The organism is Nitrosospira sp. Nl5 (assembly GCF_900102495.1).
Classification (GTDB): Bacteria; Pseudomonadota; Gammaproteobacteria; order Burkholderiales; family Nitrosomonadaceae; genus Nitrosospira.
On the sequence record NZ_FMVQ01000006.1, the window covers coordinates 1 to 21,958 of the forward strand.

The 21,958-nt window shown below is 52.2% G+C and carries 16 protein-coding genes, 1 other RNA gene and 1 pseudogene; 4 read left to right on the top strand and 14 right to left on the bottom strand.

Going from position 1 to position 21,958, the window contains the following annotated elements; translation table 11 throughout:
* Positions 1–741 precede the first annotated feature (741 nt).
* The 3 genes from BLP45_RS07375 (at position 742) to BLP45_RS07385 (ending at position 3,391) form a co-directional block, all read left to right on the top strand.
* Entirely contained in the window at positions 742–1,494 is a 753-nt protein-coding gene (locus BLP45_RS07375) for a YopT-type cysteine protease domain-containing protein (protein ID WP_143002418.1), read from the top strand.
* 329 nt (positions 1,495–1,823) lie between these two features.
* Positions 1,824–2,672 carry a 2OG-Fe(II) oxygenase gene (locus BLP45_RS07380; protein WP_176754694.1) on the top strand — a complete coding sequence of 283 codons (849 nt, stop codon included), beginning with the start codon at positions 1,824–1,826 and terminating at the stop codon, positions 2,670–2,672.
* Positions 2,669–3,391 (top strand): SDR family NAD(P)-dependent oxidoreductase, encoded by a 723-nt coding sequence (locus tag BLP45_RS07385; RefSeq protein ID WP_176754695.1) that lies wholly within the window; start codon positions 2,669–2,671, stop codon positions 3,389–3,391. The genes BLP45_RS07380 and BLP45_RS07385 overlap by 4 nt, the downstream gene beginning before the upstream one ends.
* Positions 3,392–3,428: 37 nt before the next feature.
* On the opposite strand, the gene BLP45_RS07390 is transcribed toward BLP45_RS07385, so the two are convergent.
* From BLP45_RS07390 to BLP45_RS07450, 14 genes and pseudogenes are all read right to left on the bottom strand, one after another.
* A complete protein-coding gene (locus BLP45_RS07390; RefSeq protein WP_090371318.1) occupies positions 3,429–4,970 on the bottom strand; it encodes an FAD-dependent oxidoreductase in 1,542 nt (513 codons plus the stop codon).
* A gap of 138 nt (positions 4,971–5,108) precedes the next feature.
* Positions 5,109–6,728, bottom strand: a complete 1,620-nt coding sequence (locus BLP45_RS07395) for a serine hydrolase domain-containing protein (protein ID WP_090371319.1) — start codon at positions 6,726–6,728, stop codon at positions 5,109–5,111.
* A gap of 257 nt (positions 6,729–6,985) precedes the next feature.
* Positions 6,986–7,657 carry a hypothetical protein gene (locus BLP45_RS07400; protein WP_090371321.1) on the bottom strand — a complete coding sequence of 224 codons (672 nt, stop codon included), beginning with the start codon at positions 7,655–7,657 and terminating at the stop codon, positions 6,986–6,988.
* Positions 7,658–7,747: 90 nt separating this feature from the next.
* On the bottom strand, positions 7,748–9,313 hold the full coding sequence (locus BLP45_RS07405) for an ATP-grasp domain-containing protein (protein ID WP_090371323.1): 1,566 nt from the start codon (positions 9,311–9,313) through the stop codon (positions 7,748–7,750).
* Positions 9,310–10,578 carry a cytochrome P450 gene (locus BLP45_RS07410; RefSeq protein ID WP_090371326.1) on the bottom strand — a complete coding sequence of 423 codons (1,269 nt, stop codon included), beginning with the start codon at positions 10,576–10,578 and terminating at the stop codon, positions 9,310–9,312. Before BLP45_RS07410 ends, BLP45_RS07405 begins: the two co-directional genes overlap by 4 nt.
* Before the next feature lie 66 nt (positions 10,579–10,644).
* On the bottom strand, positions 10,645–11,187 hold the full coding sequence (locus BLP45_RS07415; RefSeq protein ID WP_090371328.1) for a hypothetical protein: 543 nt from the start codon (positions 11,185–11,187) through the stop codon (positions 10,645–10,647).
* Between the two features lie 171 nt (positions 11,188–11,358).
* Entirely contained in the window at positions 11,359–11,691 is a 333-nt protein-coding gene (locus tag BLP45_RS07420) for a helix-turn-helix domain-containing protein (RefSeq protein WP_090371330.1), read from the bottom strand.
* A gap of 1,003 nt (positions 11,692–12,694) precedes the next feature.
* On the bottom strand, positions 12,695–14,311 hold the full coding sequence (locus tag BLP45_RS07425) for a dihydroxyacetone kinase subunit DhaK (RefSeq protein WP_090371332.1): 1,617 nt from the start codon (positions 14,309–14,311) through the stop codon (positions 12,695–12,697).
* 132 nt (positions 14,312–14,443) lie between these two features.
* Positions 14,444–14,536, bottom strand: a pseudogene (locus BLP45_RS14365) (IS5/IS1182 family transposase); the annotation flags it as partial.
* 276 nt (positions 14,537–14,812) lie between these two features.
* Positions 14,813–15,175, bottom strand: a transfer-messenger RNA (tmRNA) gene (gene ssrA / locus BLP45_RS07430).
* Positions 15,176–15,420: 245 nt separating this feature from the next.
* A complete protein-coding gene (locus BLP45_RS07435; RefSeq protein ID WP_090371334.1) occupies positions 15,421–16,089 on the bottom strand; it encodes an HAD-IA family hydrolase in 669 nt (222 codons plus the stop codon).
* Positions 16,090–16,169: 80 nt separating this feature from the next.
* Positions 16,170–16,886 (bottom strand): bifunctional 2-polyprenyl-6-hydroxyphenol methylase/3-demethylubiquinol 3-O-methyltransferase UbiG, encoded by a 717-nt coding sequence (gene ubiG / locus BLP45_RS07440; RefSeq protein WP_090371336.1) that lies wholly within the window; start codon positions 16,884–16,886, stop codon positions 16,170–16,172.
* The gene (locus BLP45_RS07445; RefSeq protein WP_090371337.1) at positions 16,879–18,219 is read right to left on the bottom strand and encodes a TRZ/ATZ family hydrolase; all 1,341 of its coding nucleotides are present in this window, start codon (positions 18,217–18,219) and stop codon (positions 16,879–16,881) included. Before BLP45_RS07445 ends, ubiG begins: the two co-directional genes overlap by 8 nt.
* Before the next feature lie 71 nt (positions 18,220–18,290).
* A complete protein-coding gene (locus tag BLP45_RS07450; protein WP_090371339.1) occupies positions 18,291–18,962 on the bottom strand; it encodes an OmpA family protein in 672 nt (223 codons plus the stop codon).
* A 290-nt stretch (positions 18,963–19,252) separates the two neighbouring features.
* On the opposite strand from BLP45_RS07450, the gene gyrA reads away from it, so the two are divergent.
* Positions 19,253–21,829, top strand: coding sequence for a DNA gyrase subunit A (gene gyrA / locus BLP45_RS07455; RefSeq protein WP_090371341.1), 2,577 nt, complete (start codon positions 19,253–19,255; stop codon positions 21,827–21,829).
* Positions 21,830–21,958 lie beyond the last annotated feature (129 nt).

Genomic DNA, 21,958 nt, shown 5'->3' on the forward strand with positions numbered 1-21,958 from the left:
GGCAAGCGCGCCACGACGATCTCTTATCTCTTATTTTGGAAAACGGCACTATATCCCGCTTCTGTCTTACAATCAATCGAGTCTGACCCCATTGATGAGTGTTGATGAGTGCCTTATCGTAGCTCTACTACGCTTCGCTGCCGAACTATCGCCTCACAGTGGCGCCTCGCCGTTTGCAGATCTCCGCAAACCTCTTGCGGTTCCGCCTCTGGGAAGGGCCGCCATAATCTTCTACCGTTAACTTCCGGTGAAAGCGTTCCACGAAAAAATGAGGCCCGGTCCCTTTTAATGCATAGCAAGTGATTACCTTTCAGGTCGTCCAGGAGCCACTCGAACTTCATAGCCAATCCCTTTCCAAGAAGTTAATGAGGAGCATGAGCAAAACTATTTTAGTTGACCATATCTGTTTTGTGGTCTTTTTTGTTAATCTTTTTGGCAATTTCCCCCATTGTTAATGAGAAGTGATCCCGGAAATTTGAACAAGCCTATAAGTGGAAAATCTGCTACCTTTTAATGCCCTTACGGGGCTTTGATATGGAACAGAAAATGGCAAGGAAGTGCAAATCAATGGGGTCAGATTCGATTGATCCTGAGTTCTGGCCGCCTGCTCCGCCCCTTGTCGCTGGCGCTACCCGTCTTTTTAATCTCTTTTGAATACCCAGGCTTTATTAAAGAAAATTGAAGTGTCGGTTCTATTAGACCAGTGCATAATGTGCTCGACAGCAAAGGAAGACTCGATTCGTGCATTTTAGCCTCTTCTCCAAGTTAGCCACCGATTCGTCTCTGTCTCGGGCACAGGCATTTTCGCAACAGACCTGGCGAAAACATCACTATGCACCAGACCAAGGTACGCTTTGTTCAGGACTCACCTATTTTTGGTTAAACGAAAAGTTGTGCTCTCGCTCCCCACTATCTCAGTTCGAAGAACCCAGTGCCGAACTCCTCCATCATCTTACTAGTATGCAGGCGCTTAGCTATTACCCCGCTTTTCCGGAAAACTTTAACCCTGGCGAAAGAGAATTATTGTTACTGACTAAGAAGTACGGGACACGAAACTGGAAAGAAATTCAGCAACGCGTAGCCGATGAGCACCAAGGAGACTATATTTTGTACGATCTTTCGAGGATGTTTTGTTATGACTCTGCCAGCATTGTGCGCTTTACTGTCCTGCCTGAAGCTCTCTCTTGTCTGACATCGCTACCCGTAGGCTCGGCCGTTATAGGCGTACTTCGCTATCTTGAAAACGGGCAACCGGATGGTCATCGCATCGCATACTACCTTGATCGAAAAAATCAGCACCACTTCTTTGACCCGAACGCTGGCGAGGTCATCGAGTCTCGTGACACAGGCTTTCATCAGTGGCTAAACACTTTCCTGATCCATGCCAGTTACCGAAAGCTCAAGCCTTCGATAGAAGACTCTTTTCTGACACTCTATGAACTTAGAAACGTTTCATCTCAGGCACAAAATGTCCTTCCAAAACGTTCAGATTGACAGTATGTACGAGCACTCATACACTGAATGATATGAAAAATGGGTGAAGTTACTCTGCTGCTGCAAATATCGAGATTTTTTGGGACGCCTGATTGACCCAATGTTGGACATCCACAACACCCGAGCCACTCAGCTCCATCTTTCGTCCCTTTCTATTCCAGAACCTCTTCCATTTCCGGGCGTAACCCTGCTGGACGCTACCCGGGACGAAGCCCAACTCAAGAATGAGATTCCCGCCAGTGACAGATTTGAAAATCAATTCTGAGCACCAATCGACATCAGGGCAGTTGCCTGATTCGATATTTGGGCTCGAGCATGCAAACCAAATTTTGGAGGCGACAAGACCTCAGTTTGGTCCGGGCATAGCGCCGCAGTTGCCGAATCAAGGTGCAAGCACGCGCTTGCGCAAGTCTTTGCCTGGAGGGGGACAGTGGTGGGAGTGTTTGTTGCCCTTTCGCCATTTTACCGCTAACGATGTATTCGATTCGGAAACTTATAAAGAGTTGAGTCATCAGTTTTCCCTGATACTTGAGACGACCGCCGGCAAGCGCGAAGGTGCGTATAGAATGAGACGCGCCCTGGGAAACAACGATGGTTTGGTATTGGGGCTAACCGATAAGCTGGGTATCGCATTCTCCCCTTTGTTTACGGAAGCGTGGCTTCGTTCGCTGGCAGAACTGCTGGATCTTAAATTTCTGCCCCGTGTCGAGGGGGCGTTACACTCAAATCCACGGGGCAGCCGAACGGGATGGATTCATACAGACTGTTGTTCAGCATGGTTCGATGAGAGCAGCGGTACCATGGAAGAGTTGATGTTTCCGCCGCGGGGCCGATGTAATTACTTTACCGGGCAAGCCAAGGTGCCCGACGCGAAACCAAAAGAATATATACGTGCGGCAACGATGATCTTCTACCTTTGCAATAATGGATGGGAACAGGGAGATGGCGGTGAAACCGGCATCTATAGCGCGGATCGCGAGACGGAAGACACGGCGGTGAAGCTCATACCGCCGCTCAATAACTCCCTGTTTCTCTTTGAATGCAGCCCACACTCCTACCACAGGTTCGTAACGAACCCTGGGCGAACACGCAACAGCATTATCCTGTGGCTGCACGCCAGCGTGCATGACGCGCAAGCGCGATGGGGAACAGCGATCAATCGGCGGGACAATCGATGAAACCTGTATGTGTGATTACTGGCGCAGGCGGAGGCCTGGGTCAGGATCTCTGCCATGCCCTTCAGGAAGATTATGACGTGGTGGCAACTTATCGCTCAACTATCCCCGACATTCCCTCCCAGTTTCAGCGGCCCTTGGAGGGGACAGCAGGGGGGGCAGATGCGCCAGGAAACGTATCCGCCTTGAGCGGGCCAGCCTACCTGGTTCAAGCTGATCTTACCTGCCGCGAAGATGTGAAGCGACTAGTTGAGGTGGCCTTGGCTCGCTATGGCCGCATTGATGCCCTGATCAACACCGCCGCCGACATCAAATTTCATGGCAATCTTCGCGATCTCTGGCAGGCTGACGACTATCCACAATCGCAGATGCTCCTGAATTCCATTGTGCCAATGCAACTGGCTTCGGCAATCTACCAATATTGCTGGAAGGATCAGCCCGATGAAAATGCACGGTGGAACCGGTCTGTTGTCAATGTATCAAGCATTTCAGGCCTCTACGTCTTTGAAGAAAGGGGGCAGGCATTTTACGGCGTTTCCAAGGCCGCGCTGAATATGCTGACACTCTATCTCTCACTTGAATTGGCACCCTATAGCGTCCGGGTAAATGCGATCTGCCCGAGCAGATTTGCTGGGACGGCCGCCACCCGTCGCGTCACTGAGGCCATACGGAATCTATTAACCGGCGACTCGACAGGAACCATCGTTACGAAGATACCCTGATCCCAACCTCTGACTAGCTCGACAGTCTGGTGTGCTACTAGATAAGCTCGTGGAGGCTATCGATCCTATCCAGACGTGGCACATGGAATTGGTGGGGTGTTTCGTTCAACGGTGTTTCGGTAGCCGCCATCTTTCCCGCAATCTGGCCGAATGCCCAGGCCTCGGGATAATTGCTACCCACTTGATAAAGAAAGCCAAAAAAAGAACCCAACTCTCCCGCTGCGTATAGCCTCGGGATAACTCTCTGGTTATGGTCCAGCACCTGGCAATTTACGTTGCGTTTTGGACCACCTTGAGTATTCACCAGCGAAAGCCCCAGTTCGACCGCAAAATAGGGCGGCGTCTCGAAAGGGGCTAATGTTTTTTTGTTTCGACCAAATAGGGAATCGCACTGCTCGGTACAGGCGCGGTTGAATTGCCGGATTGTCGCCTCGAGGACACCGGTTTCAGCCCCGATCTTATCGGCCAAGTCGGCGACGGTTTCGGCCTGAAGCACCCACCCCTCATCGATCTCAGCCTGATTGTCGGCGCTCCAATCGTAGATCTTGTTCACTAAACAGTAGCCGACAATTCCGCCCCTTTTTTTCTGCAACATTTGGGCGGTAGGGGCAATCGGCCCCCTAGACAGGTATGTCCGGTCAAAAATCATAAAGGCAGGCAGATTTCGATACTCCGCGTTACCGTGGTCGTACCGCAGGATATCAAGCTGCTCTTTACAATGGCTGAGCAGTGCGTCCTCAGCCATAAATCTTTCCCCGAATTTATTTACGAACATATAGCTGCCGGCGCGCTTTGTTCGCCCCAAACCGTAGCCGATCGCAGTGCCGAACCTTTTGCTGGGTTCCCTTGCGCAGAATCTACCCCATTCTATCGCCGCCATGTGCCAAAGCGCGGCTCCAGCCTCGGAAGCCAGGTTGATACCATCCCCAGTGTTACCGGGAGACCCCCAGGAAAAAATGTAATCGGTTACTCCGGGAAAATTGAAGTTCGCCAACATCGCCGGATTGTATGCGTACCCGCCACACGTCAAAATGACTCCCTTGCGAGCCAGAAGTTGAATGTCCTGCCCTTTGCGTTGCGCCTTCGCCCCCAGGATTTCCCGTGTTTCTGGATTCTGGATCAGGGTTTTCACTTGCGTGTCCGTAAGGACCTCGATTTTGCGATCCTTGACCTGACCATCGAGAAACCGGAATCCATTTTCACCGGTAGGGTTGATATGAATCTGTTTGAGCTTACCGCTCATCATTGAAGGAAAACTGGGGGATATCGGGGGCCCGGCCGTGAATTCCAGGCCCAGCCGGGACAGCAAATCGGGAATGCCCACCATCGCCTCGGCAAAGGCACGGATCATTTCTTCACCCACAGTGCCGGAAGAGAGCGCCCTGTAATACGCGATTGCTGCCTCGATGCTCTCCGGAATTACCATGGCTCCCGCGCATACAGCGCTGTTGCCGCCGCCAGCACCCAGTTTCTCCGCGATCAGAACGCGAGCCCCGGCATCGTGGGCAGCAATGGCAGCATTCGCCCCAGCCGCGCCATACCCCACAATCAATACATCGACGTCATAATCTTTCTTCATGAGGCGCTCTTTTAATTCCCTATTCGTCCTCGGTCCCCACCCTGATGAGAGTCGGGAAAATCTTGAATTCTGTCGAGCATTTGCGGGTTAACCTGATAGTTGAAAATTTGCAGCTTTTGCAACCGGGTCGACGTTTCGCTAGCCGGTATTGCCATGCAGACAAACGGCACTCTCTTCCTGATGATCTATGCACGGCTGAAATTGGCGTAGAAATACCATTTCGTTCAACACAAATGAGACAACCTCACCCGTGTGAGGGTCTTTTTTAAACTCCATGGTTTCAAAACAAAAGGCTCCCGGTTTTTGTTTGAAACGCAGCCCGCCGATCGGCTGCAACAGCGTCTCGTATGCCACGCCATAACTCAGGTAGATCTGATTCACCCTATAAATAACTTCTACTTTTCCAAAAACAGCATGACGATACAAGCCGGCCAATTCCTCCCATGACTCAGGCGCTACCGGCTGTTTTCGCAGGCGGCTTAGCTTCTCATAAAAAACCTGATCGCCTAGGGTGATTATGGCGTCTCCCTTGCCCAGGCGGTTAACCCTGAGCATCTGGCGGCGACAATCGCCACTAAGCATAAAATACGCATTTCTTGAATGCGGATAGAGATTAATCTGGCAATCGTCTCGAATAAATTCCGGGACGTTTCCATCTTCCCCCTTGAAACGCACGATGCTCCTTCTGTTTCCGGCAAGCACATTGAATCTCCCGGTACGCAGTCCAAAATGTGGTAAAAAACCGCCACCCACTCTTTCCCGGCAAACCTGATATAGAATCTCTCTCAACTCATTGTTGCATGTGCCGTGATTACCTAAGGCAACACCCACCAAGCCTAGATCGGGAATCATAAACATGAAACCGGAAAAACCCGAACTGCTTCCCGCTAAATAGTAGAAAGACAAATCGTCTACAGCCTCCACAAACAACCCGAGGCAAGCGCTGTAGTGGGGACCCACTCTATGTCTGTTTATCAACATCTGCTCAACGACCCCGGCCTCTATGGAATTAATACGATGGCCTTCGCTAACGAAGTTAACCAGCCAACGGAGGTAGTCGTCGGCAGTGGAAATCATACCTGCGGCAGAATTTGGCAAAGGGATGTGTGGACAAGGCACGGAGGGTTCTGCAAGGTCGGGGGAGCCAAAATACCAGCCCTTCCAATACCCGGTCGCGAGATCGCCGTCCAATTGTTTGCCATTATCGGCAAAACCACTGCGGTGCATTCCAAGGGGAGAGAAAACCGCTTTCGATATAAAGGCGTCAGCGGCATCACCACTGATACTTTCGATCACCTTACCTAGCAAATAGTATCCCCAATTCGAGTACTTGAAATGTTCTCCGGGCGCGAACAGCAATTGCGAAGAACTGATTCGCAACAGCGTATCTTTGTCGGAATAGGTACGAGAATGATAAGGTCCCCGAGCCAGCCCTGCGGTATGGCTCAGGAGATGGAAAATGGTTATGGGGTGGAATTCCGGACGCGTTTCCAGCTCTGGAATATAACAGGCTACAGAGTCGTCCAAACCCAACCGGCCCTGACTGGCCAGGTGCAAAACGGCATGGGCAACGATTGGTTTTGTCAGGCAACCTACCCTGAATAAGTGCCTGGGTTCCAACCGTTCGCCAGAAGACAGGTCGCTGACACCGAGTTCACAATTGAAAAGTTTATTGCCATTTTCGGCGATGCGAATGCTCAGCCCAGGTATCTGCCGTAGACGCATCCTGTATTGCAGATCGGCAAGCAAATCGTTCACTTACATACTTCCGCCAATTTCAGGGGCATCATGGGTAAACCCCCAACTCACCAGGTATCCAATATCCCCCAGGAACATCGCTTCGGTCCGGTGACTGTTTCTCTGATCTTGCAGAGGTTGTCCAGCCTTTTTGACCGTATTGCAAGGCATCAGCCCGGACCCGGAACGCCAAACCGCTGAAGCAATAAACTTAAACCGGTTTGGCGCCCCCGTGCGGCGCCCGAAAAGACAGCATCCTTTCCGGGCTGCTCGCAAGGTCAAGAGAAATTGATTTGAGCAGCTTGAATAAGAGGAGTGGAGCCGCAAATAAATGGTGGTTTACCCCCGTTTGATATGACGCCTGTCACGGTGTAAGTTTGCATGTACTGAGCCATCTCCAATACTGTATCCATTGCTATGAGTGTGTGTTTTAGCTGTTTCTGGCTGTCGGCGGACCACTGCTTCAAGAATGCATCAGACGCCGTTACACTGGTAGGCTTATTTTGTTGCAGCCAGGTTTGCAACTCAATTACCAGATTCGTCTGTATTATGCCTTTGCCGTTCGCATCAGCAGTCTTGTAATCGAAACCTTGCATTTGCTCTATGACATGCTTCCACCAATCGACCGGCGCATCCGGGTCTTTTTTCTTGTCCGCCGCAACCGCTTTAAGAATTGCCTGTACACCCACGCCGACAGCAGCAAACAAGCCAGCGATTGCCAACTGCTTGAGAGCTTCTTTGAAGAACGCTTTTATTGCGGCTGACGCACCTCCACCCTCACTAGGTTCCGGCTCGGGTTCCGGCTCGGGTTCTGGTTCAGGCTCTGGTTCAGGCTCTGGTTCTCCACCTTCGATTTTCCAGAGGTGGGCGTCTTCCGGGCTGGTGGAATACATCATGTGCTCTTTGCCTACGGGTTCGAAATCCTTGTCTTGGTCGTTCTGGGCTTTCATATTTTTCTCCTTGGGTTTTGCTGGACGCTTATATACAAACTCGATTAATGAATCAATGGGAACCCCCGGCTCTGCCGCCGGTCGTTTAACTTAATGAATCGACAACCGTTCTTGCAGGAGCGCCAGTAAGGACTTGCCAAGCTTACGATCTATCGCAGCCCGTCTTTTAACTTTGCTTTCAGCGGTCGACTCCAACAAATCGTAATCTTTATCGCCATTCATTTTGAAAAGCCTATTGGCTTCCCAAAACACATACTCGCCGTTTTGGGTTCTTGAATAGTCCAGAGCAGTAACGTCACTTCCACTTGCTCGCCCTGCCCGCACTAAAAGTTCCAGATCGGACTCGCCTCCTCGAATAAAGTCTCTATTGGCATTGGCCGAGTCTCCGAAGGATTCGGATGAAACAAAATTCACCAGCCAGTGGGTGCTGACAGTCTTGTGCCGCAAGACCACGTTGTTACCCACAACATAGGCCCGACACTTGTGATATCTACCTTGCTCATCCGCGATGTCGATAAACTCAATGGCGAGATTGGGTGGAGGCAAGACACCTGCGCCCCCCGAAGTCAGGAATTTGGTACGCTTCGAACTCACCAGCGCTCGAGCCTCGTCAACATCATGAACCAAGTGCATTTGTTGGCCACGGTGAATACCATCGACGCGCAGAATCAGAGGATAAGGAAGCTCAATATCGTCGACACTGGCAAATTTCTGGAATTCCGGGCAGCGAATACCCGCTTGTCGCAAGTTGCCTAATATAGTGGAATGTCGAACGTCCCATCCCCTAAGTACACTATTAATAACGGGTATCTGGCATGCATTGCAAGCCTTTTCAAATGCCATTGCGTGATATACGAAGTCATTGCTCCGGTGCCGGTAACTCCAAAAAATCACGCCTCTGACAATATGCGGATCGAGTTCGATACTGCCGTCCCAGGGTTGGCAGAGGGACCATGAAAGACCACAGTTCTCCAGCGCCCAAACCAGTTGCCGGGACGCCCCAAATTCGGAAAATTTCTCCAGGGTTGCGTCAGGCGAGACAACAATAACTTCGCTCTTCTGCGCTTTTTTCCCCACTTGCAAACCCTTTCTTTCATCGAAGCACCCTGGATTCTGCTGGTATCGTAAACCCGCACCGGGCTCCATCGGCGGCGCCTTCATTTCCAATTCCGATACGCCCAGCAAGATTTCGGCAACGCCACAAAAAGGAGACATGATCGGCCGATTTGCAGACCATATCTCACAATAGCGACACTTTTGCGCCCACGTCAGAGGCCCTGCCTGCGCCAACCCTTTTTTCAATTCCAGATGGTGCTGCTTCCAGCGTTGCCAGTATTTGAGCAACTCAGCCTGCCAGGGGCTGCTGCGACGGACTTCGACCCAAGCCTGAAGGATTTCCCGGCATTGGATGTTCGACCACTCGGGATGAGCGTCGATTTCTTGACTGAGGAGCCCCCACAAGTCACTGTCAGATAAGCGGGTCCAGGCACTCGCAACGTTTTTAGTAGTAGGCATGCCCGCTTCTTGCGGGATGCCAGCATCGAATGCGAGATCGTTTCGACCGGGAGCGAAAACTCGAGCCATATCCAGAGTCGATGGGGGTAAAACCCTCTCATGGTCAAGCGGCCAGCGCGCTTGCTCCATGGCGTTACTCATACGGCCATCGCCTTTTCGATCAGCTCGCGCCGCGCGTAGATTCTGTCGTCTACCGGAAAAGAGACTAAACGGCCATTTGTGCCCAATGGCAAACCAACATAGTCTTTTACGTAGTCCGCAGGAAGGGTTAGATGCAAGTTGCACTCCTCTGAGCATACATATTTGAGAACCTCAACCAACATTCCGATTGAGTACACCCGACCCGTGCATGACCGCTTACCCAGACCAAATGGCATAAACTTGCAACCCTTTGTCGAATTGGCTGCAGCAAAGCGCTGGGGACGAAAGTCATCAGGATCCTCCCAAACGTTCTCATTGCGATGCAGACCAAAGACGGACACCATGAAATCCGTAACCTCTTCTTTTGATCGTCCGCTTTTCTCCCATATCCCTTTTTCCTCGTAGCCGAATTGACGGAATGGCGGGAAGAGGCGGAGAACTTCGTTGACGAAGTGCTTTGCCATCGTCTCATCGTCACGGATCTTATCGACATATTCCGGACGCGCCGCGAGGCACAACAGCATGGAGCTCATGGCCGCAGACAAAACGTATGAAGACACCAGAATACTGGTCAACTCCCCCCTGAATTGCGCTCTGGAGATTTTGCCGCTTTGCTTCAATTCGATCAGATGGGCATACCAACTCCCTTCTTTCGGAGTCGCAAATTCGAACATCATCTTTTCGAGTTTTACTGTGATTTTTCTGGTGTAATGATCGCTCTTGAAGAATATCAAATCGATGATTTTCCGCATGGGCCCAAAACTGGGGAATTGCATGCCTAACGCATACATCACACCGTCCAGATGCATTGGCCGTGTACCCGGTTGAAAATCGATTTCCCGAATATGCTCCCGCAAGGACTTCTGTACATTTGCACCCAGCAAGTTCGAGGATAGGCTAAGGTATACCGCTGGAATAAGGCTGCTCGACAGGTGCAACTCCCTGCTATTACCCGTCATAAAGACTTCGTCGACGAGTTCCTTCGCGATGTCAGGATAGCGTTCCTGAGCCGGCACACACTCAAGAAATATGCTTCTTAAAAATTGTGCGTGCTCGTCATCGCTGACCACAATAGAATCGTGGCTGAGGTGAAAGCGGCTCAGCATGTCTCTCGTCAACTGCGATCGCGTGAAGTTGCCTCCCTTGAGATATTCTTTCACCCGATCGGGGTCGGCGCTGTACTCCAGAAGATTTCTCAACCATGGCAAACTGTATAGATGATCAGTGCCCTTCCATTGGAATCTGTCCAGTAGTGATTGAAACATGAGCTCCCCTCTCCCCAGGCCAATAATTACCACTACACGAGCGCTACCCCTCTTCTCAAGGCTCGATCAGATATCAAGAACGCGTGCGAATTTCCTCTTGATAAACCCAAGCCGGGCAGACTGATAAGACAACCCGACAAAAAGCGCGGCTTTGAGTATTCCGAACCGAATCCAATAGGGCAACCACTTCTGGCCGATCCCGTTGAGGCCATACTCATAAACCCTATCGACTAACTGCACGTCTGAGAAATGCGTAATCTTTTTGTTAACCAGGCTTGCCGTTGCGAATGTATACAAATCCTTGGCAAGATCGTACTCACCCAACTTCACCAGTGCCGTAATCTTGCGGAGATGATCGCGCCACAACACAGCCCACTCATCGTTATTGCATCGAGAAACAATCTCTGGAGCAATTTCGTAGTAGAGGTCTACAGCAGAAAGCTCTTTCTTGCTTTTCATCTTGTTGTCACGGAGGTACCGCGCAAGTTCCAACGGTTCGCAGTCGTCAGGCAAGCCCTGCGCCTCGACAGTGGCGGTCGTTAAAAAACACGCCCTGGCTGGATCAGGCTTTAATTCGTTTGGCTTTTTTTCACTCACTTTCTTATTCATATTTCACTCCTTCCAGGTGAATTAGATGTTTGGATTCGATACAAGGCCGGTAACTCGCTTCTTGATTGAATAATTCATGACACGAACGCCAGGAGCTATGTGCTGCTATTTCTACTACTAAATGGATAGAGGTCGAACCAGGCGAAACGATTACTGATGCTTCGAGAGCACTCACAGTTGAGTCCTACGCCTGTCATGATGGCTGTCGCGCCTGCCCATCTTCCGCCTGTCGTATTGCAGGGCATTACGCCGGTTTAGCAGCCGCCGTTCGGGAATATCGGCCGTAGCTTCAATCCGCTCCATCCGTCCTTCTCCGGCGATTAGCCAATCAAAGGAGAAAGCAAACATGGAATGAATAATCAGCAGTTTCTTTATCTCAGGCGTGGCAACGCCATTTTCCCACGCTGAAACGGCGGCTTTGGAAACGCCGCACAATTCACCTAACTGACTCTGCGTAAGTTTGTATTTCTTTCGAAGCTGGACAAGTCTTGAACCGATACTCATTCTAGGATTGATACTCCAACGTAATTGAAGGTAAATTTAAAATGTACATACGGCAGAGCTTAATGCCGTTATTAGCTAATTGTCAAATATGTTTTTACTCTAATAATGGACCCGCTCCACCTTTCATTACGTCCGTTCAGTAAAGGGGATATCCGATACGATTACTTGTGATTACGAAAGATTACAAATCCTCTTGTTAAAAAAAAATATGGAACCCGCAGAACCGATTTCCATCCGCGCGCCAGCAAGGAAGTTATCAGTCAAATCGAGGCGCTTGCAGCGGGCATGGACTACTCTCGTAACGACGTGGTCAATCAAGCCATCCAGCAACACCTTTCCTAGCATGACGTCCTAAACCATAAAATAGCAGGGGCTAAAGGACGCCAAAGAAGGCACCCTCACCGAGGTTGACCAGGTCATGAAGGAAATTCGCTCTCATCGTGCCTGCGGGCGCAAATGAAGGGGTTTATCACCGATACGGCAAAATTGGACTTGATATTGTTGTGATGTTGTTTGCGACGGCATCTACGCATGCTGGAGGGATTGAGGGTACAAACGTCAACTTCGGTGTATGATTTTTCACTGCGATTGGATATTTAAGTCTTTATATACATGAAGAGCCACTGGTAGGATGGGCCGGAGCCTAAAGTATTTGGGATCATCCCGTAGATCCCAGCATTGGTATTTCTGTTACCGTCAATTATCGTCGGATTGCAATAACCATGCTGGATATAATTGGACAACAAAAAACCCGCAAGCGTTTATTCATGCGGGTTTTTTGAATTTCTTTGGACTACTTAGAACACTTAATCGGTGGGGCGGCGACAACCGAATACATATTCTTATTTATTGATAGTCTACAATAATGTTATATTTATTTGTTTTAGTTACCCCAGCGCCGCACCCGCTACCCAGTTCATTCCCTCTGCTTCCGATCGTTGAATTTCGCTCACCGATCTCCCTGCTCACATGACTGCCTGTAGACCCGACATACAATCTAAAATTAGGCCAAGTGTTCAAACAGTCGCGCGACCGCCTCAGCACCTGGATCAGCGTGACCGACCAAATGCTTGGCATTGACATAGCAAGCGCGCCCCGCATTCGCCTTGCTCATGTAGGCAGTGCGATCGGCACCCGCACGCGCGGCTTTCGCCGCCTCGGGCAGGCTCTCTTCCAGGGCATCAAGGGCCGGCGCAAGGGCATCGACCATGGTGCGGTCACCCGGACGTGCCCCGCCGATCTCCTGCATTCTCCGTAACCCGGCCTGCAACGCTTCGCGCATTGGCAAGCCGCTTGAAGCGGCATCGCCCGCTGCGGCGAAGAAGATCGCGAGGAGCACACCGCACGAGCCTCCCATGGTTTGGGAAAGCTCCAAGCCAATGGCTCGATAGAGCTGGGTATGGTCGGCAAGCGGCAATCGGTCCACGGCGCTAATCAGGGCGCGTGCCGCGCCGGCTAGCGTGCTGCCGGTGTCGCCATCGCCTGACTTCGCGTCGAGCGCGTTGAGGTCGTTCTCGGCGGCGATCAGAACCTCGCAGCAACTGGTCAGGAACTCCCTGGTCGGGTTGTGCATCGAGGGCATCGGAACAACAGCCGCTAGGCCGTCCGGAAGCGCCTGAATCGCGACTTGGCCTAGCCGGGAGATCCGTGGCCATGCCGCCAGCGGCGTGCGCTGCTTGAGCAGGGCGATCTCGGCATCGTCGGCAGGATAGGCCGAAATCGAGAAGCCATGCATGTCGAGCGATGTCATCATGGCCGCCGGCCCGATGACGTGGGTTATCCGCTCGCCAATCGCTGACCGCCGGATTTCGTTGAGGATGATCGACATCTCGATGACCGACGTGCCGCCGAGATTGTTGACCATAGCGACATGCGGCCTTTCTTCCATTGCAACTGACAGGCGCTCGACCATGGCAGCGACAGCTTCGCTCGCGTCCTTGAACTCGACCTGCTCAACCCCGGCTTCACCGTGGATGCCAAGCCCAAGCTCGGCCATGCCGGGCGGGATGCGATCCTCCTTTGGCGAACCTGGGATAGTGCAGGTGTTTAGCGACATGCCGATGCTTTTTGTTTTTGATACGACCTTGCGCGCGGCCGCGGCGACATGTGCCAAGTCGGCACCATTCTCGGCCAATGCGCCGGCTATCTTGTGTACGAAAAGCGTGCCGGCGACGCCGCGGGCCTGGGGCAAGTCGGGCAACGCCACATCATCGTCGACGATGACTATCTCGACATTCAAGCCAAACTGGCGAGCGCGTTCTGCCGCCAGCCCGAAATTCAATCGGTCACCGGTATAATTCTTGACGATGAGCAGGCAGCCGGACGATCCCGTCACGGCAAGGATGCCTGCCAGTACCGCGTCGACTGTCGGCGAGGCGAAGATGTCGCCGCACACCGCAGCCGTCAGCATCCCTTCCCCGACGAAACCCGCATGTGCCGGTTCGTGGCCCGATCCACCTCCCGAGATCAACGCGACCTTGGACTTGTCCCAGTCATTGCGTACGACCACCCGTATATGCGGATACCCGTCGAGCCGCGCCAGCTTACCCCCAGACGCCGCGACCAGACCATCGACGGCTTCGGTGACGATGCTTTCTTTGGTGTTGATGAACTGGGCCATATTTTCGGCTCTGTTGCAAAAAATGATTTTTGATAAAAAGTGAATTTAAAAGTTATTAAAAAATATTTAGTTAAATATTAAAATATAGCTGTTTCTTATTTTTTGCAACAGAGCCCCTAGGCCCAGGACTCATTAATTGAGATAGATGACGGTAGCGGCGATACAGATGGCTGAGAAGAAGGCATGGGCGCAGCGGTCATAACGCATGGCGATCCTGCGCCAGTCCTAGCGGTGAATAACGGGGACAGACCACGGTTTCGCTCGCGAGCAAGTACGAAGGCGCAAAAAACATGGCTACTCACTTCTTGTTCTGAGATTTTTTAGTGGGCGCGGAGCGGGAATATGCCATCTCGCCTTGGGCGATCCGGCCATCCCCCGCTTTGCTTTGGGGTCGCACTTGCTTTTGGTCGCGCATCCAAGTGAGTGGTGCCACTTAATCGAGTCCGTGGCGCATTCTCATCACTTCCAATTAAAAAACCACCGCAAGGGTGGTTTTTTAATTGGTGGAGGCGGCGGGAATCGAACCCGCGTCCGCAAGTCCTCTACAGTCAGTTCTACATACTTAGCCATGTTATTTAGTTTAGCCTGGCATCCGCCAACCGGCGGGCTGACGACAAGCGAGTTACCTATTGTTTAACGCTCTGTAAAGTAACCCTACTGAGCGCGATCCTCGTTAATGGCTCCGCTGCCTGTTGCCAGACCCGGCGTTGAGGCCCACCGGTGCGGAGTCCAGCCGGATTTAAGCGGCTAGAGCGTAACGTTCGTCGTTTGCGACTATTGGTTTTCCAGATGTATTTACGAGGTGACTGGTCCTCGGTATGCCCTGCCCTGCTTTGCAACCCACGTCGAAGCCAGGTCGCCCCCGGCATTCTGTATTACAACCGTTAGATGATAATGAACCGGAAGAGTTCAATGCATACTATACAGGAACCGGTGTAATGAGTCAGAGATATCGCTACTTAAAAATGACTGGATTGCCGCCATACTGCGTTGCTCGTCGTTGCATAGGAATAACTATGCGCCTCCTCGCGCCTTGTCTGACGCCAATCCAGTCATTTTTAATATTCCATCACGGTTTATTCATTTGAACCGGTTATGTAGCGATATCACTATAGGAAGCCGAGCAGCTCCTGCGGCCGGTCTATGAGATATCGCGCACCCCAGGATTCCGGAGGGCCCACATTGCCGAGATACCCATACCTGGCGATCACCGGCTCCATACCTGCGGCGAGGCTGGCCTGCACATCACGCAGATCGTCACCCAGATAGATGCATTTACCGGGTGCGACAGCCATTGTACTGCTCGCAGTCAGCAGGGGCTCCGGGTGCGGCTTGGAGTGCACGGTATCGTCACCGCTGACGATGCAGGCCGCCCGCCGGCTCAAGTCCAGTTCCCGCATTAGCGGTATTGTGAAACGTGCAGGCTTGTTGGTGACGACGCCCCAAGGAAGCCCCAGAACATCGAGCTGATCGAGCAACTCGGCTATGCCTGGAAACAAAGTTGTCTCGTGGCACAGTCGCTCAGCGTAATAATCGAGAAATTCGCTGCGCATGGCTTCATATCCGGGCTCACCCGGTTTGATATTGAACCCAAGGCCAAGCAGCCCCCGCGCTCCAGCCGAGGCTTCAGTACGGATACATTCTATCGACAACGCTGAGAGGCCTCGCGCGATACGCTGACGGTTAAGGGCATGACCCAGGTCGGGAGCCGTATTGGCGAGGGTACCGTCGAGATCGAAGAGAACGGCCTCGATCGCCGAATGCGTCACGGTGGGCATGAAAGATTATGATTTATCATGGAGCGCGAAAGGAGAAAGGGAGCAGGACCGCATTTCAATCCTCACGCTATTTTCCGACGTCAAGCACGATACGCCATGATGTAGTTCACGCTTGTATCCGGCTCCAATGTATAGACCCTTGTGATAGGGTTGTAAGTCATGCCGATGAGCTCTTCCACGTGGAGGCCGGCGTCACGCGCCATACGCGCGAGTTCGGAGGGTTTGATAAATTTTGCATAGTCATGCGTGCCTCGCGGCAGCAGATTCAGCACGTATTCCGCCCCGATTATGGCGTACAGGTACGATTTCGGGTTGCGGTTGATGGTTGAGAAGAAAACCCAGCCACCTGGCTTGGCAAGCTCAGCGCAAGCCTGGACGACGCTTGCCGGGCTGGGCACGTGCTCCAGCATTTCCAGGCAGGTAACAACGTCGTAATGGTGAGGCTGTTTTTTAGCAAGGTCTTCTACCGCAACCTTTCGATAATTCACATGCTTGCCGGTTTCCAGCAGATGCAATTTTGCTACTTTGAGGGCCTTATCGCCAAGATCGATACCCGTCACATGTGCGCCGCGTCCCGCCATGCTTTCCGATAAGATGCCCCCGCCACAGCCAACGTCCAGCACGGTTTTACCTGCGAGACCGGCTAGCCGGTCAATGTAATCCAGCCGCAACGGGTTGATCTCGTGCAGCGGCTTGAATTCACTGTTGGGGTCCCACCAGCGATGCGCCAGCTGGCTGAATTTGTCCAGTTCCAGGGGATCAACATTTATGCTCTTGTTTTCCGTTGCCTTAGTCATCAAATCTCGTCCCATTTGCCATACGTTCCCGCCAGAATTCCGTTCTAACCAATAATTCCTGCTCGTTCAACGTGGTTAATTCTCCATCACTCAGCAGGATTTTACCATTTACCCAAACATGACTCACATGTTCGCGCCCGGCGGCATAAACAAGATGCGAAATAGGGTCATAACAGGGTGCGAGTTCCAGGCTGGAAAAATCCACGGCGGTGATGTCGGCTGCTTTGCCCGCGACCAGCGAACCGATGAGCGCCTCCATGCCTAGCGCCCTGGCGCCGTTGAGCGTCGCCATTTGCAGCGCTTGAGATGCTGGCAACACATCAGCTCTGCCGCTCTGGCCTTTTGCAAGCAGCGCGGCGAAACGCATCTCCTCGAACATATCGAGGCGATTATTGCTCGCGGCGCCGTCCGTTCCCAGTCCGACGTTAACCCCTTTGCTTAACAGCGCGGCGATAGGCGCATGGCCGCTAGCAAGCTTCAGATTGGAAGAAGGACAATGTGCCACGGTGCAGCCTTGTTGCGCCACCAGTCCAATTTCGTCGCCAGTGAGATGGACCATGTGCACGGCGATCAGATTGGGTCCGAGCAAGCCGAGTTTGTGCAGACGCTCTATCGGGCGCATGCCATTAGCTTTCAGACTATTTCTGATCTCATCATCGGTTTCATGTAAGTGAATATGAATGGGTAGATCAAGCTGCTCGGCAAAGGTGAGCACACTGGAAAAAATCTTGTCGCTAACCGTGTAAGGTGCGTGCGGTGCGAAGCAGAACGATAATAGCGGGTGATGGTTATAATCGTCGCGAAGGGCGAGGCCTTTTGCTAAATAGTCATCGGCGTCGCTGGCATAAGCGGTAGGAAAGTCGATGATTATCATGCCAACCGCGGCGCGCATGCCGGAGTTCAGCACCGCTTGAATCGATGCTTCCGGAAAAAAATACATGTCGTTGAAACAGGTGATACCGCCTCTCAACATCTCGGCGCAGGCCAACCGGGTTCCATCGAAGACAAAACCAGCATCGACATGCCTGGTTTCAGCGGGCCATATGTATTTGTTGAGCCACTCCATTAATGGCAGATCATCCGCCATTCCACGCATCAGCGACATGGCGGCGTGGATATGGAGATTGACCAGGCCCGGGATCAGCGCATGATTACCAAGGGCGATACGTTCGTCTGGCGCAAATTGCAATTGCGCATCGGCAGTTGGCAAAATCGCCTTGATGAGGCCTTGATCAATCACAATCGCATGGTCGTGCAACACTGCCCTGGCAGGCTCCACAGGAATGATCCAGCGGGCCTCCAGCAATGTATCGACTTTTACAGGATAAGCCATTTATCAATGCAGCTTAGCAAAAAAAAACCCTGCACGGCGGCAGGGTTCTTAATTTTATGTTCAAGCTTGAATTATTGCACGACTTCCCGTGTACCGGCTACTTCAACTTCAACACGACGGTCGGGTTGCAGGCATTCAATCAATGATTTGGTTTTCTTGGTGCCTTTGCAGGTGTCGCCGGTTACCGGATTGGCTTCGCCTTTACCATCGGTAAAGATGCGATCAGCGGGTATGCCTTTTTCCTTAACCAGGTAATCCTTGACGGCTTCAGCACGACGCAGGGAGAGTTTCTTGTTGTATTCTTCGGCGCCGATACGGTCAGCATAGCCAATGGCAACGATGGTGTCATACTTGACATCCCCGAGTTTGGCTACAAGGTCGTCCAGCTTTTCTTTGCCGCCGGGTCTTAGAACGGCCTTATCAAAATCGAATAGTTCATCAGCGGACAGTGATACTTTTTCAGGCGCCGTGACTGGGGGGGGAGGTGGAGGAGCGACTACAGGGGCAGGCGCTTCGACTGTTTTCACAGGTTTCGGGACCAGTTCGGGATCGCATTCGTATATTGCCATGGCAGGTGTCCAATAGCCTGTGCGCCAACAGTCGCCGGAGGAATCCGTGGCCACCTCACCGCGGCGATCGCTTGCGTAGGCTTCGGGTTGTTCCTGCGCCATCGCAGTTCCCGAAAACAGCACTGGCAGAACCACTGCTCCAAGCAAGAGTTTTTTCGCTACTATATTTTTCATGCTATGCCCCTTTTTTCAGAAAAACTTCATTTCAAGACAAATCATCCCTTAATTCATGCAAACACAACAACCAAGCCATTCTATATCAATGACGCATTATTACACATTCACGTTTCGATTATCTATTTATATCTCTGTTCTTGTCAAATCATGTTGTTGTAAACGGCATGAATCCTCGAATATCCGGGTGACTTCCATACGCATGGCATGATAATATTAGAAGTTTTACGTATTCCCATCCAGGGCAACATGTTTGTCATAACCTGCTGTCTTGATAGAGAAATATAACAATGGACCAATTCGCGAAAGAAACCCTCCCAATCAGCCTCGAAGAGGAAATGCGCCGCTCCTACCTCGACTACGCCATGAGCGTAATCGTAGGGCGGGCATTGCCGGACGTGCGCGATGGCTTGAAGCCGGTACATCGGCGGGCTTTGTTCGCCATGCATGAGCTCTCGAACGACTGGAATCGCCCCTACAAAAAGTCCGCGCGCATCGTTGGCGACGTGATCGGCAAATATCATCCTCACGGCGATACCGCAGTGTATGACACCATCGTGCGGATGGCGCAGAATTTCTCGTTGCGCTATATGCTGGTGGACGGCCAGGGCAACTTCGGGTCGGTGGATGGCGACAACGCTGCGGCCATGCGTTATACCGAAATCCGCATGTCGCGCATCGCGCATGAGCTGCTGGCCGATCTTGATAAGGAAACGGTGGATTTTGGCCCGAATTACGACGGCTCGGAAAAAGAGCCCCTGATTCTGCCCGCGAAAATCCCCAACCTGCTCATTAACGGCTCTTCCGGCATCGCAGTTGGCATGGCGACCAATATTCCGCCCCATAATCTTAATGAGGTGGTAGGAGCCTGTCTTGCCCTGTTGAAGGACCCCGAAACCAGCATGGAGGAATTGATCGAAATCATCCCGGCGCCCGATTTTCCAACCGCCGGCATTATTTACGGTGTCGCCGGAGTACAAGAGGGCTACCGCACCGGGCGTGGGCGTGTCGTGATGCGTGCGCGCACTCACTTCGAGGATATGGAGAAAGGCAGCCGCCAGAGCATCATCATTGACGAACTGCCGTACCAGGTGAACAAGGCGAATTTGCTGATCCGTATCGGCGAACTGGTGCGCGACAAGAAAATCGAGGGGATTTCCGACTTACGTGACGAATCCGATAAATCCGGCATGCGCGTGGTAATCGAACTCCGGCGCGGAGAAGTACCTGAAGTGGTGCTGAATAATCTGTACAAAGAAACACAGATGCAGGATACCTTCGGTATGAATATGGTGGCCCTGCTGGACGGACAGCCACGCCTGCTGAACCTGAAGCAAATGCTGGACGCGTTCCTGCGCCACCGTCGCGAAGTGGTGACGCGGCGCACTGTATTCGAGTTGAAGAAGGCGCGTGAGCGCGGCCATCTACTGGAAGGCCTGGCAGTGGCGCTTTCCAACGTCGATGAGGTGATCGCCCTGATCAAGGCCGCACCCACTCCGGCGGTAGCAAAGGATGCGCTGATGTCGAAGGTCTGGCGTTCCAGCCTGGTGGAGGAAATGCTTGCCCGGGCAGGGGTCGATACGCAGGCCTTTCGTCCTGATGGATTGGCGCCTGAATTCGGGTTATCAAGCGACGGATATCACCTGTCCGATGCGCAAGCGCAAGCAATCCTGGAATTGCGTCTGCAACGCCTGACCGGACTGGAACAGGACAAGATCGTTGGCGAGTATAAGGAGGTGATGGACAAGATTGCCAATTTCCTCGATATCCTCGGCAAGCCGGAACGTATTACGGCCATTATTACCGAGGAACTTGTTGCGATCAGGCAGCAGTTTGGTGATAAGCGCCGCAGTGAAATCGTCGTCAGTACTCAGGATTTGAGCATGGAAGACCTGATCGCATCAGCCGATGTGGTCGTCACTCTTTCGCATAGCGGCTACATCAAGTCGCAACCGCTCGATGACTACCGGGCGCAAAAACGCGGGGGACGTGGAAAACAGGCAACCGGCACTAAAGAAGATGATTTCATCGACAATTTATTCATCGCCAATACCCATGATTATATTCTTTGCTTTTCCAGTCGGGGACGGGTGTACTGGATCAAGGTTTACGCGGTGCCGCAGGGTGGGCGGGCGTCGCGCGGCAAGCCCATCGTCAACCTGGTGCAACTGGAGGAAGGTGAAAAAATCAACGCCATTCTTCCGGTAAAGGAGTTCGACGAGAACCGTTATATATTCATGGCCACCTCCTTCGGCACGGTGAAAAAAACTCCATTGTCGGAATTTTCCCGTCCTCGCACCAGCGGCATTATCGCGGTAGGCCTGGATGAGGCTGATTATCTGATCGGCGTCGCGCTAACGGAAGGCAAGCATGATGTCATGCTGTTTTCCGACAGCGGCAAAGCAGTCCGTTTCGAGGAAAATGACGTGCGGCCGATGGGACGCGGCGCACGTGGAGTACGCGGAATGAAGCTGGGTAAGGGGCAGAAAGTTATTTCCCTCCTGGTGGCCGAGAGCGAGGAATTGGCGGTCTTGACCGCAACCGAAAATGGCTACGGCAAACGCACCTCGATAAGCGAATACACTCGCCATGGTCGTGGCAGCCAGGGCATGATCGCGATCAAGACCAGTCAGCGCAACGGCAAAGTCGTAGCCGCGAAACTGGTCCGGCAGGATGATGAAATCATGCTTATCACCACGGGCGGCGTACTGATCCGCACCCGCGTCAAGGAAGTTCGCGAAATGAGCCGCGCTACCCAGGGTGTGACGCTGATTAACCTGGATGAGGGTGAGAAGCTCGCTGGACTGGAGAGAGTCGTTGAAACCGACGAGGATAATGGGCTACCTATCGCCCCAATTTTATCGTGACATAGCGTTATCCAGGAAATTTTACCGCCTGCATGTAAAATATGGATGATGCGGGATTTTCTTGGCACTCTCAGATGGCAAACAAGCTGCAAACATGCTGGCTCCAAACGTCTGATTTTATCGAGGTAT